The organism is Pseudomonas sp. MF5691 (genome assembly GCF_016405645.1).
Taxonomy (GTDB): domain Bacteria; phylum Pseudomonadota; class Gammaproteobacteria; order Pseudomonadales; family Pseudomonadaceae; genus Aquipseudomonas; species Aquipseudomonas shahriarae.
In genome coordinates, this window is sequence record NZ_JAEKDC010000004.1 from 342137 (window position 1) to 356709 (window position 14573).

Sequence of the window (14573 nt, forward strand, 5' to 3'; positions counted from 1 at the left end):
CCCATGCTGATAAGCCCGACACAAAACAGGCTGACCGCACTCTGCCCACCTCGAACTTTCCAGTGGAACTTCAACATGACGATATCGGTTTCCCAACCCACCCTCACGGCACCCACCCTCGCCGCGCCCCCGACGGCTGAATCCCAAGCCTCAACAAAACCTCATCTGGACGCCCCCAGAGGCGCCTATGGCCGACCGCGCGGCGATAATCGCAGCGCAGGGCAAATCTTCAAAGACACCCCGATCCTCAAGGACATCCTCAAACAAGATGGTCCTTTTGCAAGCAACTTCATCAATCAGCTCAAGCAGCAAACCGGCGATTGGAGCACAGCCAATCGCGACCCCGAATCACGTGCCAATGCCGCCTATAACCTGGCCAAAGTGGCAACCTATATTGATGGCCGCGAGGACTTGGAGCGTCAGGGCCCAGCCCAGCAAAACGATCAGCACGTACAGGGTTTTGGCCAGTTCGGCAGTGTTTCCGCAGGCTCGGAAGCGCAGCTGTTCAAGGCATTCAGCGAAAAAGGCTACAGCGCGCTGCGGTAACGCCTAGCCCCTCAAGGCGCGCCACGCCTTGCTCGCTACAGACACCAGCGCCAGCACCACCGCCCCGGCGATGATCCCCGCGACGGCATTGAGCAGGGTCGGCACCAGCCAGGAGATGCCACCGATGCTCTGGCTCACGCTTTCAATCCAGTGATGCACCGCGGGCACGCCGTGGGTGAGGATGCCGCCACCGACCATGAACATTGCCGCCGTGCCGATCACCGACAGGCTTTTCATCATGTACGGTGCGGTTCGCAGAAGTCCGTTGCCGATATCACGTACCCACTGGCCGGGCTTTTGCGACATCCACAGGCCCAGGTCATCGAGCTTGACGATACCGGCCACCAGGCCGTACACGCCGATGGTCATGACCAGGGCGATGCCCGACAGCACGATCACTTGCTGCATCAACGGCGCATCCGCCACGGTGCCCAGGGTGATCGCGATGATTTCAGCCGAGAGGATAAAGTCGGTGCGGATGGCGCCCTTGATCTTGTCCTTTTCGAAGGCCACCAGGTCCGTTGCCGGATCGGCCACGGCTGCGACCAACTGGGCATGTTCGGCCTGATCTTCGGCCTTGCTGTGGAGGAATTTATGAGCGAGCTTTTCAAAGCCCTCGAAACACAGATAGGCGCCGCCGAGCATCAACAGTGGGGTGACCGCCCAGGGCGCGAAGGCGCTGATCAACAGCGCGGTGGGCACCAGGATCAGCTTGTTGATAAACGAGCCCTTGGCAACCGCCCACACCACCGGGATTTCCCGCTCGGCGCGCACGCCGGAAACTTGCTGGGCATTGAGCGCCAAGTCATCCCCCAGCACCCCGGCGGTTTTCTTGGCGGCCATTTTTGTCATCAGGGCCACGTCGTCGAGGACGGCGGCGATGTCATCAATCAATACCAACAAGCTGCTTCCTGCCATGAATCGGACGTCCTTAATGTGGGATATTTCGCAGCATAGCGTGGTACAAAGCGTCGCGGGCAGATTCTTGAGGCCCGCGGATCGCCGGTGCTACCATGCGCAACCGCCTGTCCTGGCAAGGAATCATCTGGTCTATGAGCACCATTCGCGAGCGCAACAAAGAACTGATCCTGCGGGCAGCCAGCGAGGAGTTTGCCGACAAGGGCTTCGCCGCGACCAAAACCAGCGACATCGCCGCCAAGGCCGGGCTACCCAAACCCAACGTCTATTACTACTTCAAGTCCAAGGACAACCTCTACCGCGAGGTGCTCGAAAGCATCATCGAGCCGATCCTGGCCGCCTCCACCCCCTTCAACCCGGACGGTGACCCCAAGCAAGTACTGAGCAGCTATATTCGCTCGAAGATCAGCATCTCCCGCGATCTGCCCTTTGCCTCGAAAGTGTTCGCCAGCGAAATCATGCACGGCGCGCCACACCTGAGCCCCGAGCAGGTGCAGCAGCTCAACGCCCAGGCCAAGCACAACATCGACTGCATCCAGAGCTGGGTCGATCGCGGCCTGATCGCCGCCATCGACCCCAACCACCTGATGTTCAGCATCTGGGCAGCGACCCAGACCTATGCCGACTTCGACTGGCAGATCTCAGCGGTGACCGGCAAGGCCAAGCTGGATGAGGCCGATTATGAAGCGGCGGCGCAGACGATTATTCGGCTGGTGTTGAAGGGGTGTGAGCCGGACTGAGGGACCGTGGTGTGGCCAAGATTCGCGAGCAAGCCCGCTCCCACACTAGAACTGTGCCAGACACAAAATGTATGAACAACGAAGATCCCATGTGGGAGCGGGCTTGCTCGCGAAAGTGCCCTCCCAGACACATCCTGCCAAAAGCCTGCCCATCAGCCTCAAACTCCTCGATCTAGCCTCTCAAGACCCCATCTGAAGAGAGGCAACGGAATGCCTGATCGAGCCACCTCACACCGCCTACGCATTGGCCGGTTCAGCGAAACCAACCGCATCTACCTAATCACCACCAACACCCACGAGCGCGTGCCGATCTTCAGCGATTTCCACCTGGGCCGCCTGGTGGTCTGGCAGTTCAGGCTTGCCCACTATCAAGGGCTGGCGAACTCTCTGGCCTGGGTGGTGATGCCCGACCACTTTCACTGGCTGATCGACCTGCAAAAGGGCTCCCTGGGGGACTTGATGTGCCAGGTAAAATCCAAAAGCACCCGTTCAGTCAATGGTGCCACTGGCCGCAAGGGAAGGCTTTGGCAAACCAGTTTTCATGATCGCGCGCTGCGCAAGGAGGATGATCTGGTGAAGATGGCTAGGTATGTGGTGGCCAACCCATTGAGGGCGGGATTGGTGGAGAGGATTGGCGACTATCCGTTGTGGGATGCAATTTGGGTTTAGGTTTAAGACCGAGTCGCCCCTATCGCGAGCAAGCCCGCTCCCACATTTTGACCGTGTTCACAGGTCAAAACGCGGGCTTGCTCGCGATGAGGTTCTTACAAGCCCCGAGAAATCAAGCACTCACCCCCGCATCCGCCAACAACCCCACCCCTTCAATCGCGCTGATCGCGCACTGCTCATCAATATCCGACGTATCCCCACTGATCCCGATCGCCCCCAGCACCACCCCTGCCGGGTCCCGGATCAACACGCCGCCCGGCGCCGGCACCACGCCGCCCTGCCCCAGGCTGTTCAGCGCGGCGATAAATGCCGGGCGTTGCTGGGCATCCAGGGCCAGCAGGCGCGAGCCCTTGCCCAGGGCAATCGCGCCCCAGGCCTTGCCGATAGCGATTTGCGGGCGCAGCAGGCTGGCGCCGTCTTCGCGTTGCAGGGTGATCAGGTGCCCGCCGCTGTCGAGCACCGCGATGGTCAGCGGTGCAGCGGCAATGGTGCGGCCAGCGGTGATGGCCTGGCTGACCAGGTTGACTGCGACTTTCAAGGTTAGAGCGCTCATGGGTGCCGTCCTTATCTTGTTATTGAGAAAGCCTTTGGGCTCTGAATGATCAGAAGCCGGATGCAACAAATAGAACACAATAGATTAATTTTTTGTATACAATATTTCGAAACATACGCACCATACGTCGAAATAATCCCGCTAAAAAGCCTTCCGACGAATGCACAGGCGTGAGAATAAAATGGATTGACCTGCGCCGCTCGCCGTGAATACACTTTGAAGCAACACCACTTGTATACAATTACAAAACGCAAGAGGCACCAAAACCATGAGCAAAATGAGAGCAATCGAAGCCGCCGTTCTGGTGATGCGCCGTGAGGGTGTAGACACCGCCTTCGGTATCCCAGGCGCCGCGATCAACCCGTTGTATTCGGCCCTGCAAAAGGTCGGCGGCATCGATCACGTCCTCGCTCGCCACGTGGAAGGCGCTTCGCACATGGCCGAGGGGTATACCCGCACCAAGGCCGGCAATATCGGCGTGTGCATCGGCACTTCTGGCCCGGCGGGCACTGACATGGTCACCGGCCTGTACAGCGCCTCGGCCGACTCGATCCCGATCCTGTGCATCACCGGGCAAGCGCCCCGTGCCCGCATGCACAAGGAAGACTTCCAGGCCGTGGACATCACCAGCATCGTCAAGCCAGTGACCAAGTGGGCGACCACCGTGCTCGAACCTGGCCAAGTGCCGTATGCGTTCCAGAAAGCCTTCTATGAAATGCGCTCCGGGCGCCCCGGCCCGGTGCTGATCGACTTGCCGTTCGACGTGCAGATGGCCGAGATCGAGTTCGACATCGACGCCTACCAGCCACTGCCGTTGGCCAAGCCACTGGCCACACGCATCCAGGTCGAGAAAGCCCTGGCCATGCTCGACCAGGCTGAACGCCCGCTGCTGGTCAGCGGCGGCGGCGTGATCAATGCCGACGCCAGCGAGCTGTTGGTGGAATTTGCCGAACTGACCGGTATCCCAGTGATCCCGACGCTGATGGGCTGGGGCACCATCCCCGACGATCACCCGCTGATGGTGGGCATGGTCGGCCTGCAAACCTCACACCGTTATGGCAACGCTACGATGCTCAAGTCCGACGTGGTATTGGGCGTCGGCAACCGCTGGGCCAACCGTCACACCGGCTCGGTGGAGGTGTATACCGAAGGTCGCAAGTTCATTCACGTTGACATCGAGCCGACGCAAATCGGCCGTGTGTTCACCCCGGACCTGGGCATCGTGTCCGACGCCGGTGCCGCGCTGACGATGTTTATCGAAGTGGCCCGCGAGTGGAAAGCCGCCGGCAAGCTCAAGGACCGCAGCGCCTGGCTGCATGATTGCCAGCAGCGCAAAGCCACCCTGCACCGCAAGACCCACTTCGACAACGTCCCGGTCAAGCCGCAACGGGTGTACGAAGAGATGAACCAGGTGTTCGGCAAAGACACCTGCTACGTCAGCACCATCGGCCTGTCGCAGATTGCCGGTGCGCAGTTCCTGCACGTCTACAAGCCGCGCCACTGGATCAACTGCGGCCAGGCCGGCCCATTGGGCTGGACCATTCCGGCGGCACTGGGCGTGGTCAAGGCCGACCCGAGCCGCAAGGTGGTGGCGCTGTCCGGCGACTATGACTTCCAGTTCATGATCGAAGAGCTGGCCGTGGGTGCGCAGTTCAAACTGCCGTACATCCACGTGGTGGTAAACAACTCCTACCTGGGACTGATCCGCCAGGCCCAGCGCGGGTTTGAAATGGACTACTGTGTGCAGTTGTCTTTCGACAACCTCAACGCCCCGGAACTTAACGGTTATGGCGTCGACCACGTTGCCGTCGCCGAAGGCCTGGGTTGCAAGGCCCTGCGTGTGTTCGAGCCGGGCCAGATCCAGCCCGCGCTGCGCAAGGCCCAGGAAATGATCGAAGAGTTCAAGGTGCCGGTGATTGTCGAGATTATTCTGGAGCGCGTGACCAATATTTCCATGGGCACCGAGATCAACGCCGTCAACGAATTCGAAGATCTGGCACTGGTGGGCAACGACGCACCGACTGCCATTTCATTGCTCGATTAAGGAGAACCCCATGCCGCGTTTTGCCGCCAACCTGTCCATGCTGTTTACCGAACAGGACTTTCTCGCCCGCTTCAAAGCCGCCGCCGATGCCGGCTTCAGTGGGGTGGAATACCTGTTCCCCTACGAGTTCAGCTCCGCCGAAATCAAGGCACAACTCGACGCCCACGGCTTGACCCAAGTGCTGTTCAACCTGCCGGCCGGTGACTGGGCCAACGGCGAGCGCGGCCTGGCTTGCCACCCGGACCGGGTCGAAGAGTTCCGCGCCGGGGTCAACCTGGCCATCGCCTACGCCCAGGTGCTGGGCAATACCCAGATCAACTGTCTGGCGGGGATTCGCCCCGCCGGTGTGGATGACGCCACCCTGGAAAAAACCTTCGTCGCCAACCTCAAGTACGCAGCCGACAAGCTGCAGGCGGTGGGGATCAAGCTGGTGATGGAAGCGATCAACACCCGCGACATTCCAGGCTTCTACCTGAACAACACCGCGCAGGCCCTGGCGATTCGCGAACAGGTGGGCAGTGCCAACCTGTTCCTGCAGTACGACATCTATCACATGCAAATCATGGAAGGCGACCTGGCGCGCACCATGGCCACGCACCTGGATCAGATCAACCATATCCAGCTGGCGGACAACCCGGGACGCAACGAGCCGGGCACCGGGGAGATCAACTACCGGTTCCTGTTCGAACATCTGGATCGCATTGGCTATCAGGGGTGGGTCGGCTGTGAGTACAAGCCGTTGACCACTACCGAGGCTGGCCTGGGTTGGCTCAAGAGCCATAACGCCATCTGAGCAACCCCACAGGGGGCAGTGCCAGACCTGCACAACTAATAAAAAGAGGATTTCATCATGGCTAAAATCGGCTTTATCGGCACCGGCATCATGGGCCAACCCATGGCCGCGAACCTGCAGAAAGCAGGTCACCAACTGTTCCTCTCCGAGCACCACGGCAAGGCGCCCGCCGAGTTGATCGCCGCCGGTGCCGTGGCCCTGGCCAACCCGCAGCAAGTGGCCCAGGAAGCGGAATTCATCATCGTCATGGTGCCCGATACCCCCCAGGTCGATGACGTGCTGTTCCGCGCCGACGGTGTTGCCGCAGGCCTGTCGCCGAACAAAGTGGTGATCGACATGAGTTCGATCTCACCCACCGCCACCAAGGCCTTTGCCGCGAAGATCAACGCCACCGGCGCGCAGTACCTCGACGCCCCAGTGTCGGGCGGTGAAGTCGGCGCCAAGGCCGCGACCCTGAGCATCATGGTCGGCGGCGAGCCGCAAACGTTCGAACGCGCCCTGGCGCTGTTCCAGAGCATGGGCAAGAACATCACCCTGGTGGGCGGCAATGGCGATGGCCAGACCGCCAAGGTGGCAAACCAAATCATCGTGGCGCTGAACATCCAGGCGGTGGCCGAAGCGCTGCTGTTCGCCGCAAAGAACGGTGCAGATCCGGCCAAGGTGCGCGAAGCGCTGATGGGTGGCTTCGCCTCGTCGAAGATCCTCGAAGTGCATGGCGAACGGATGATCAAGGGCACCTTCGATCCGGGTTTCCGTATCAACCTGCACCAGAAGGATCTGAACCTGGCCCTGGCCGGCGCCAAGGAGCTGGGGATCAACCTGCCCAACACCGCCGGTACCCAGCAAGTGTTCAGTACCTGCACCGCGATTGGCGGCGGCAACTGGGACCATTCGGCGCTGATCAAGGGGCTGGAGCATATGGCGAATTTCTCGATTCGCGATAAGTAACCCCCCCTTTCGGAATGCAATCCCTGGTGGGAGCTGGTTTGCCTGCTCCCACATTTGGCCCTCATTCCACGCTTCAAACCCAATAACAAGAATCCGGGAGCCCGCTTATGTCGGTCGATCCGCAACACCTGCTTCGCGAGCTGTTTGCCACAGCCATCGACGCTGCCCACCCCCGGCAAGTCCTCGAACCTTATCTGCCCGCCGACCGCAGCGGCCGGGTGATCGTGATCGGCGCAGGCAAAGCCGCAGCCGCCATGGCCCTGGTCGTGGAAAACAGCTGGCAGGGCGAGGTTTCGGGCCTGGTGGTCACACGCTACGGCCACGGCGCACCCTGCCAGAAAATCGAAGTGGTCGAAGCAGCGCACCCCGTGCCGGATGCCGCCGGCCAGGCCGTGGCCAAGCGTGTGCTGGCGCTGATCAGCAACCTGGGCGAAGACGACCGGGTGATCTTCCTGCTGTCTGGCGGCGGTTCGGCCCTGTTGGCGTTGCCGGCAGCGGGTATCAGCCTGGCCGACAAACAAGCCATCAACAAAGCCCTGCTCAAATCCGGCGCGACCATCGGCGAGATGAATTGCGTGCGCAAGCACCTCTCGGCGATCAAAGGTGGGCGCCTGGCCAAGGCCGCCTGGCCGGCCACGGTCTACACCTACGCGATTTCCGATGTGCCGGGCGACCAGGCCACGGTGATCGCCTCCGGCCCGACCGTAGGCGACCCGAGCACCTCGCAACAGGCGCTGGCGATTCTCAAGCGTTACCAGATCGAAGTGCCGGCCTCGATGCGCAGCTGGTTGCAGAACCCGGAATCAGAGACGGTCAAACCCGGCGACCCGTGCCTGGCGCGCAGCCATTTCCAATTGATCGCACGGCCGCAGCAATCCCTCGAAGCGGTGGCGGTGAAAGTGCGTCAGGCCGGTTTCAGCCCGCTGATCCTCGGCGACCTGGAAGGCGAAGCGCGGGACGTGGCCAAGGTCCACGCCGGCATTGCCCGGCAGATCGTGCAGCACGGCCAGCCACTGGCGGCGCCCTGCGTGATCCTGTCCGGCGGCGAAACCACCGTGACCGTGCGCGGCAATGGCCGTGGCGGACGCAACGCCGAATTCCTGCTGAGCCTGACCGACAGCCTCAAGGGCCTGCCCGGCGTCTACGCCCTGGCCGGTGACACCGACGGCATCGACGGCTCCGAAGACAACGCCGGGGCAATCATGACCCCCACCAGCTACGCCCGCGCCGAGGCCCTGGGCCTGTCGGCCAGCGATGAGCTGGACAACAACAATGGCTACGGCTATTTCGCGGCACTCGACGCGTTGATCGTCACCGAGCCGACCCGTACCAACGTCAACGACTTCCGCGCCATTTTGATACTTGAGACTGCTGCCCATGACGCCTGACAAGAAGGTCAAAATCCTCGCCACCCTGGGGCCGGCCACCGACGGTATTGATGACATCCGCGAGCTGGTGGAAGCCGGGGTGAACATCTTTCGCCTGAACTTCAGCCATGGCGAGCACGCCGACCATGCCCAGCGCTACCAATGGATCCGCCAGGTAGAACGCCAGCTCAATTACCCCCTGGGGATCCTGATGGACCTGCAAGGGCCCAAGCTGCGGGTCGGGCGTTTCGCCGAAGGCAAGGTGCAACTGGTACGTGGCCAGGCCTTGCGCCTGGACCTCGACCCGACACCGGGCGATCAGCGCCGGGTCAACCTCCCCCACCCGGAAATCATCAAGGCCCTGGAGCCGGGCATGGACCTGTTGCTCGATGACGGCAAGTTGCGCCTGCGGGTGATTACCAAGCATGCCGACGCGATCGACACCACAGTGTTGAATGGCGGCGAACTGTCCGACCGTAAAGGGGTGAACGTCCCACAAGCCTTGTTGGAACTCAGCCCACTGACCGCCAAGGACCGCCGCGACCTGAGCTTCGGCCTGGAGCTGGGCGTGGACTGGGTGGCGCTGTCGTTTGTGCAACGCCCCGAAGATATCCGCGAAGCCCGCGAGTTGATCGGTGACAAGGCGTTCTTGATGGCGAAGATCGAAAAACCCTCGGCGGTGCGCTACCTGCAGGAAATCGCCGAGCTGAGCGATGCGATCATGGTCGCCAGAGGGGACCTGGGCGTGGAAGTGCCGGCCGAAAGCGTGCCGCAAATCCAGAAAGACATCATCAGCACCTGCCGCCAGCTGGGCAAACCGGTGGTGGTGGCCACACAGATGCTCGAGTCCATGCGCTTCTCGCCGGCCCCCACCCGCGCTGAAGTCACCGACGTGGCCAATGCCGTGGCCGAAGGCGCCGATGCGGTGATGCTGTCGGCCGAAACCGCGTCCGGCGAATACCCGTTGGAAGCGGTGCAGATGATGAGCAAGATCATCCGCCAGGTGGAGAACGGCCCGGACTACCAGACCCAACTGGATGTAAGCCGACCCAAGGCCGATGCCACGGTGTCCGACGCCATCAGCTGCGCGATCCGTCGGATCAGCAGCATCCTGCCGGTGGCGGTGCTGGTGAACTACAGCGAGTCGGGCAGCTCCAGCCTGCGTGCAGCAAGGGAGCGCCCGGCGGTGCCGATCCTCAACCTCACGCCCAACCTGTCCACTGCGCGCCGCTTGAGCGTGGCCTGGGGTGTGCATTCGGTGGTCAATGACCGCTTGAGGCAGGTGGACGAGGTGTGTTCCACCGCGCTGGAAATCGCCCAGGCCCAAGGCATGGCACAGCGTGGGGATACCTTGTTGATCACGGCGGGGGTGCCGTTTGGGCAACCGGGGTCGACCAACTCGCTGCGCATTGAGACGTTGATCTAGCGTCTGTTCGGGCCTCATCACGGGCAAGCCAGCTTCCACATTTGATTGGGTTCGCCAATCAAAATAGGGGAGCGGGCTTGCCTGCGATAAGGGCAACTCGGTCTCCCTGACTCCCTCACCATGCCCAACCCAACCTGCCCCGACTGGGCCGAAGCCCTGCTCAACGGCTTCAGCCAGATATTCCTGCAACGCCACCCGCTGTGTGGCCTGCTCTGCCTGCTGGCGATCCTCACCTGCGCCCCGGCCCTGCTCGGCGGTGCGCTGCTGGGCGGGGTCGCCGGCCTGCTCACGGCCCAGCGCCGCGACTATCCCAAGGCCGAGCGCCAGGCCGGGCTCTATAGCTACAACGGCGTGTTGCTGGGATTACTGATCAGCCAGCATTTCGCCTGGTCGGCCTTGCTGCCGCCGCTGATCCTGGCCTGCGGCGGCCTGAGTGCGATCCTGACCCGGCAATGGGTCAAGCGCACGGGCCATGGCGATGACTTGCCTGCCTATACCGTGCCCTTCGTCGGGTTAGGCTGGCTGTTGCTCGGCACGGTCGCACCTGCCGCGCTGCCTATCACTACGCCGGACACCCTGGACTGGCTAAGCGCTCCGCTGATCGGCCTGGGGCAGATCGTGCTGCTGGATCAACCACTGGCCGGCGTGCTGATCGCCCTTGGCCTGCTGCTGGCCAGCCCTCGCGCAGCGCTGTGGGCCGTGGTGGGCGCCTGCAGCGGCATGGCACTCGGCCTGCTGCTCGACGACCGCGCTGGCGCCCTGCTCGGCCTGCACAGCTATAACCCGGCGCTTGCCGCCCTGGCCCTCAGCCAGTACCGACGCCAACCCTGGCTGCCCCTGCTCGGCATCCTCCTGGCATGCCTGCTTGCCCCAGGCTTCGCCGGCCTGCACCTGGCACCGCTGACTGCGCCGTTTATCCTCGCCTGCTGGCTGGTGCGCGCCACCCTGCGTCTGCGGCACCGGTCCAACATGGACAGCCCGTTCGAATCCCCCTAGGCTTCGCAGATCTTCGATTCAGGCGGACTTCATGGACAGTAACAACGACTGGCGCCAGCGGCTCTACGTCATGGTTTTCCAGAGCGACACGGCGGCCGGGCGGCGCTTCGACGGCATCCTGTTGCTGATCATCCTCGCCAGCCTGGTGATCGTGATGCTCGACAGCATCGACGTCGTGCACCAGAACTACGCCGATGTGCTGGCCTATATCGAGTGGGGCTTCACGCTGATCTTCGCCATCGAGTACGGCCTGCGCCTGTATTGTTCGCCCAAGCCATTGCGCTATGCCTTCAGTTTCTACGGGCTGGTGGACTTGCTGGCCATCGTCCCCGGCATCCTCGCCCTGTACTACAGCGACGCCCAGTACCTGCTGATTATCCGCATCATCCGCATGTTGCGGATCTTCCGGGTGCTCAAGCTCAGCCCGTACCTCAAGCAAGCCAACTACCTGATGTCGGCGCTGCGCGGCAGCAAGCAAAAGATCGTGGTGTTCCTGGTCAGCGTCTGCACCCTGGTGACGGTGTTCGGCACCCTGATGTACGTGATCGAGGGCCCGGAGCATGGCTTTACCAGCATTCCCAAGGGCATCTACTGGGCCATCGTGACCCTGACCACCGTAGGCTTTGGCGACATCGTGCCCAAGACCCCGCTGGGCCAGGTGATCTCGTCGCTGGTGATGATCACCGGCTACTCGATCATCGCCGTACCCACCGGGATCTTTACCGCCGAACTGGCCAACGCCATGCGCGGCGAGCAATTGCAACACGACTGCCCGGTGTGCAAGAAAAGCAGCCACGAACCCAACGCGGCCTTCTGTTCGCGCTGCGGCAACGGGCTCTATAAAAAAGTGGAATAAGCAAAGTTCTTTTTAATCTTTAAGCGTCTATGCCACCGCGGCTATAGTCGTGGGGTATAAGCCACCACCTTCGCGAACAACAAGGAATGAGCAGTGAAAAAACTCGTTAGCGCTTCGCTCCTGGCCGCCGGCCTTGCACTGTCCATCGGCGCCCAGGCCGCCTCGACCACCCTGCTCAACGTCTCGTATGACGTGATGCGTGACTTCTACAAGGACTACAACGCGGCGTTCCAGAAGCACTGGCAAGCCGAACACCCGAACGACAAGCTGACCTTGCAGATGTCCTTCGGCGGTTCCAGCAAACAGGCGCGCTCGGTCATCGACGGCCTGCCGGCTGACGTGATCACCATGAACATGGCCACCGACATCAACGCCCTGGCGGACAACGGCAAACTGGTGCCCGACAACTGGGTCACCCGCCTGCCGAACAACAGCGCGCCATTCACTTCCGCCACCGTATTTATCGTACGCAAGGGCAACCCCAAGGCCCTGAAAGACTGGCCGGACCTGCTCAAGGATGGCGTACAGGTGATCGTGCCCAACCCCAAGACTTCCGGTAACGGGCGCTACACCTACCTGTCGGCCTGGGGCTATGTGCTGAAGAACGGCGGCGATGAAAACAAGGCCAAGGACTTTGTCGGCAAGCTGTTCAAGCAGGCACCGGTGCTCGATACCGGTGGCCGTGCCGCGACCACCACGTTCATGACCAACCAGATCGGCGACGTGCTGGTGACCTTTGAAAACGAAGCGGAAATGATTGCCCGTGAGTTCGGCCGCGATCAGTTCGAAGTGGTTTACCCAAGCGTTTCCGCTGAAGCCGAGCCGCCGGTGTCGGTGGTCGACAAAGTGGTCGAGAAGAAAGGCACCCGTGCGGTGGCCGATGACTACCTGAAATACCTGTGGTCGGCCGAAGGCCAGGAAATTGCCGCCAACAACTACCTGCGTCCACGTGACCCAGCGGTGCTGGCCAAATACACCGACCGTTTCCCGAAAGTTGACTTCCTCTCGGTAGAGAAGACCTTTGGCGACTGGCGCACCGTGCAGAAAACCCACTTCAATGATGGCGGGGTCTTCGACCAGATCTACAACGGTCAATAACTGACAAAACTCGTTCAAAAAATGTGGGAGCGGGCTTGCCTGCGATAGCGGTGTATCAGCCAGGTATTTCTAACCTGACACGCCGCCATCGCGGGCAAGCCCGCTCCCACATTAGGTTCTGCGCAAGGCATTAATGCCAGGCATGACTGAAATCATCAGTAACACTTTACCCCCTCCCTCGCCTACCCTTTAACCTTCACGCCATCCTTCCCCGTTTTAACGAGAACACCATGACCGCTACCTCACCCGCGACCGCCACCATGACCCGTGGCATGGTGCTGCTGTTTGCGTTCTGCTGCGGCGCCATCGTCGCCAACATCTACTACGCACAACCGATCATTGAGTTGATTGCCCCGGACATCGGCCTGACACCCGCCATGGCCAGCCTGATCGTGTCCCTGACCCAGATTGGTTATGCCCTGGGCCTGTTCTTCCTGGTGCCGCTGGGCGACCTGCTGGAAAACCGTCGGCTGATGATCATCACCACCGTGGTCGCCATCGCCAGCCTGTTGGGTGCAGCCTTCACCAAAGAACCGAACCTGTTCCTGTTGGTGTCGTTGCTGATTGGCTTCAGCTCGGTATCAGTGCAGATCCTGATTCCCCTGGCCGCGCACTTGGCACCTGCCGAGTCCCGTGGCCGGGTGGTGGGCAGCATCATGGGTGGCCTGTTGCTGGGCATCCTGCTGGCACGGCCGGTGTCCAGCCTGGTGGCGGACCACTTCGGCTGGCGGGCGATGTTCATGGCCGCAGCCGCGATGATGGCCATTATCAGCGTGGTGCTGTTGTTGACCGTACCCAAACGCCAGCCGGACCACAGTGCCAGCTATGGCCAGTTGTTGCGCTCGTTGGCCACCCTGCTGCGCGAGCAACCGTTGCTGCGCCAACGGGCGTTCTACCAGGGTTGCCTGTTCGCTGCCTTCAGCCTGTTCTGGACCGCCGTGCCCCTGGAACTCTCACGCAACCACGGCTTGAGCCAGAGCCAGATCGCCCTGTTTGCCCTGGTCGGTGCCCTCGGCGCCATCGCAGCACCGATCAGTGGGCGCCTGGCAGACGCCGGCCATACCCACCGCGCTTCGTTGCTGGCCATGTTGCTGGCGGCCCTGAGTTTTCTACCGGCGCTGGTACATCCGGCCTACAGCGTCATCGGCTTGATGGTCACGGGCGTGGTCCTGGACTTCTGCGTGCAGATGAATATGGTCCTCGGCCAGCGCACCATCTATGTCCTCGACGCCCACAGCCGCAGCCGCTTGAACGCGCTGTACATGACCAGCATCTTCATCGGTGGCGCCTTTGGCTCGGCGATTGCCAGCAGTGTGTATGAACACGGCGGCTGGCTTGGGGTGATCCTGGTGGGTAGCGCGTTCCCGTTGGTGGCCTTGCTGCGCTTCTTGAGTGTGTCCAGGGGCGCGTCGACCGTAAGAGCCTGAACCCATCAGGTGCCAACCCTCACCTACCGATGCCCTTGCCCTGCCTGGCCCTTCTCAAATAACCGAATGAGCCCCTGCAACAGCATGAGGGTACTCTGGAGCACACTCGTCAAGATCGCGAGTAGGGATTCAGCGGGAGCGGGTGCCGGCATAGGCGGTGGGGTCGGAGTCGGGGGCGGCACAGGGGTTGGC

The 14573-nt window shown here is 61.8% G+C and carries 14 protein-coding genes; 12 read left to right on the plus strand and 2 right to left on the minus strand.

The window, feature by feature from the left end; translation table 11 throughout:
• Positions 1–3: 3 nt before the first annotated feature.
• The gene (locus JFT44_RS09080; protein WP_198830569.1) at positions 4–546 is read left to right on the plus strand and encodes a hypothetical protein; all 543 of its coding nucleotides are present in this window, start codon (positions 4–6) and stop codon (positions 544–546) included.
• A gap of 3 nt (positions 547–549) precedes the next feature.
• On the opposite strand, the gene JFT44_RS09085 is transcribed toward JFT44_RS09080, so the two are convergent.
• Complete coding sequence (locus JFT44_RS09085) at positions 550–1464, minus strand: DUF808 domain-containing protein (RefSeq protein ID WP_198830570.1); 915 nt, start codon at positions 1462–1464, stop codon at positions 550–552.
• 134 nt (positions 1465–1598) lie between these two features.
• Between JFT44_RS09085 and JFT44_RS09090 the strand changes: the two genes are divergently transcribed.
• Together JFT44_RS09090 and JFT44_RS09095 are read left to right on the plus strand one after the other, a co-directional pair.
• Complete coding sequence (locus JFT44_RS09090; protein ID WP_057438851.1) at positions 1599–2204, plus strand: TetR/AcrR family transcriptional regulator; 606 nt, start codon at positions 1599–1601, stop codon at positions 2202–2204.
• 210 nt (positions 2205–2414) lie between these two features.
• Positions 2415–2873: a transposase gene (locus JFT44_RS09095; protein WP_170059858.1), complete on the plus strand. Its 459-nt coding sequence runs from the start codon at positions 2415–2417 to the stop codon at positions 2871–2873.
• A gap of 112 nt (positions 2874–2985) precedes the next feature.
• Here the strand turns inward: JFT44_RS09095 and JFT44_RS09100 are convergent, their stop codons facing one another.
• Positions 2986–3426: a heme-binding protein gene (locus tag JFT44_RS09100; protein ID WP_057438850.1), complete on the minus strand. Its 441-nt coding sequence runs from the start codon at positions 3424–3426 to the stop codon at positions 2986–2988.
• A 268-nt stretch (positions 3427–3694) separates the two neighbouring features.
• On the opposite strand from JFT44_RS09100, the gene gcl reads away from it, so the two are divergent.
• The 9 genes from gcl (at position 3695) to JFT44_RS09145 (ending at position 14381) form a co-directional block, all read left to right on the plus strand.
• Complete coding sequence (gene gcl, locus JFT44_RS09105; protein WP_057438849.1) at positions 3695–5470, plus strand: glyoxylate carboligase; 1776 nt, start codon at positions 3695–3697, stop codon at positions 5468–5470.
• Between the two features lie 10 nt (positions 5471–5480).
• On the plus strand, positions 5481–6263 hold the full coding sequence (hyi, locus tag JFT44_RS09110) for a hydroxypyruvate isomerase (protein ID WP_057438848.1): 783 nt from the start codon (positions 5481–5483) through the stop codon (positions 6261–6263).
• Between the two features lie 57 nt (positions 6264–6320).
• Positions 6321–7211 (plus strand): 2-hydroxy-3-oxopropionate reductase, encoded by an 891-nt coding sequence (locus tag JFT44_RS09115; RefSeq protein ID WP_057958974.1) that lies wholly within the window; start codon positions 6321–6323, stop codon positions 7209–7211.
• Between the two features lie 107 nt (positions 7212–7318).
• On the plus strand, positions 7319–8599 hold the full coding sequence (locus tag JFT44_RS09120; RefSeq protein ID WP_198830571.1) for a glycerate kinase: 1281 nt from the start codon (positions 7319–7321) through the stop codon (positions 8597–8599).
• Entirely contained in the window at positions 8589–10004 is a 1416-nt protein-coding gene (gene pyk / locus JFT44_RS09125; RefSeq protein ID WP_057958973.1) for a pyruvate kinase, read from the plus strand. Before JFT44_RS09120 ends, pyk begins: the two co-directional genes overlap by 11 nt.
• Before the next feature lie 120 nt (positions 10005–10124).
• Positions 10125–11000, plus strand: coding sequence for an urea transporter (locus JFT44_RS09130; RefSeq protein WP_169990455.1), 876 nt, complete (start codon positions 10125–10127; stop codon positions 10998–11000).
• Positions 11001–11031: 31 nt separating this feature from the next.
• Positions 11032–11856 (plus strand): ion transporter, encoded by an 825-nt coding sequence (locus JFT44_RS09135; RefSeq protein ID WP_057958971.1) that lies wholly within the window; start codon positions 11032–11034, stop codon positions 11854–11856.
• 93 nt (positions 11857–11949) lie between these two features.
• A complete protein-coding gene (locus tag JFT44_RS09140) occupies positions 11950–12954 on the plus strand; it encodes a sulfate ABC transporter substrate-binding protein (protein WP_057438843.1) in 1005 nt (334 codons plus the stop codon).
• Positions 12955–13184: 230 nt separating this feature from the next.
• Positions 13185–14381, plus strand: coding sequence for an MFS transporter (locus JFT44_RS09145; RefSeq protein WP_198830572.1), 1197 nt, complete (start codon positions 13185–13187; stop codon positions 14379–14381).
• Positions 14382–14573 lie beyond the last annotated feature (192 nt).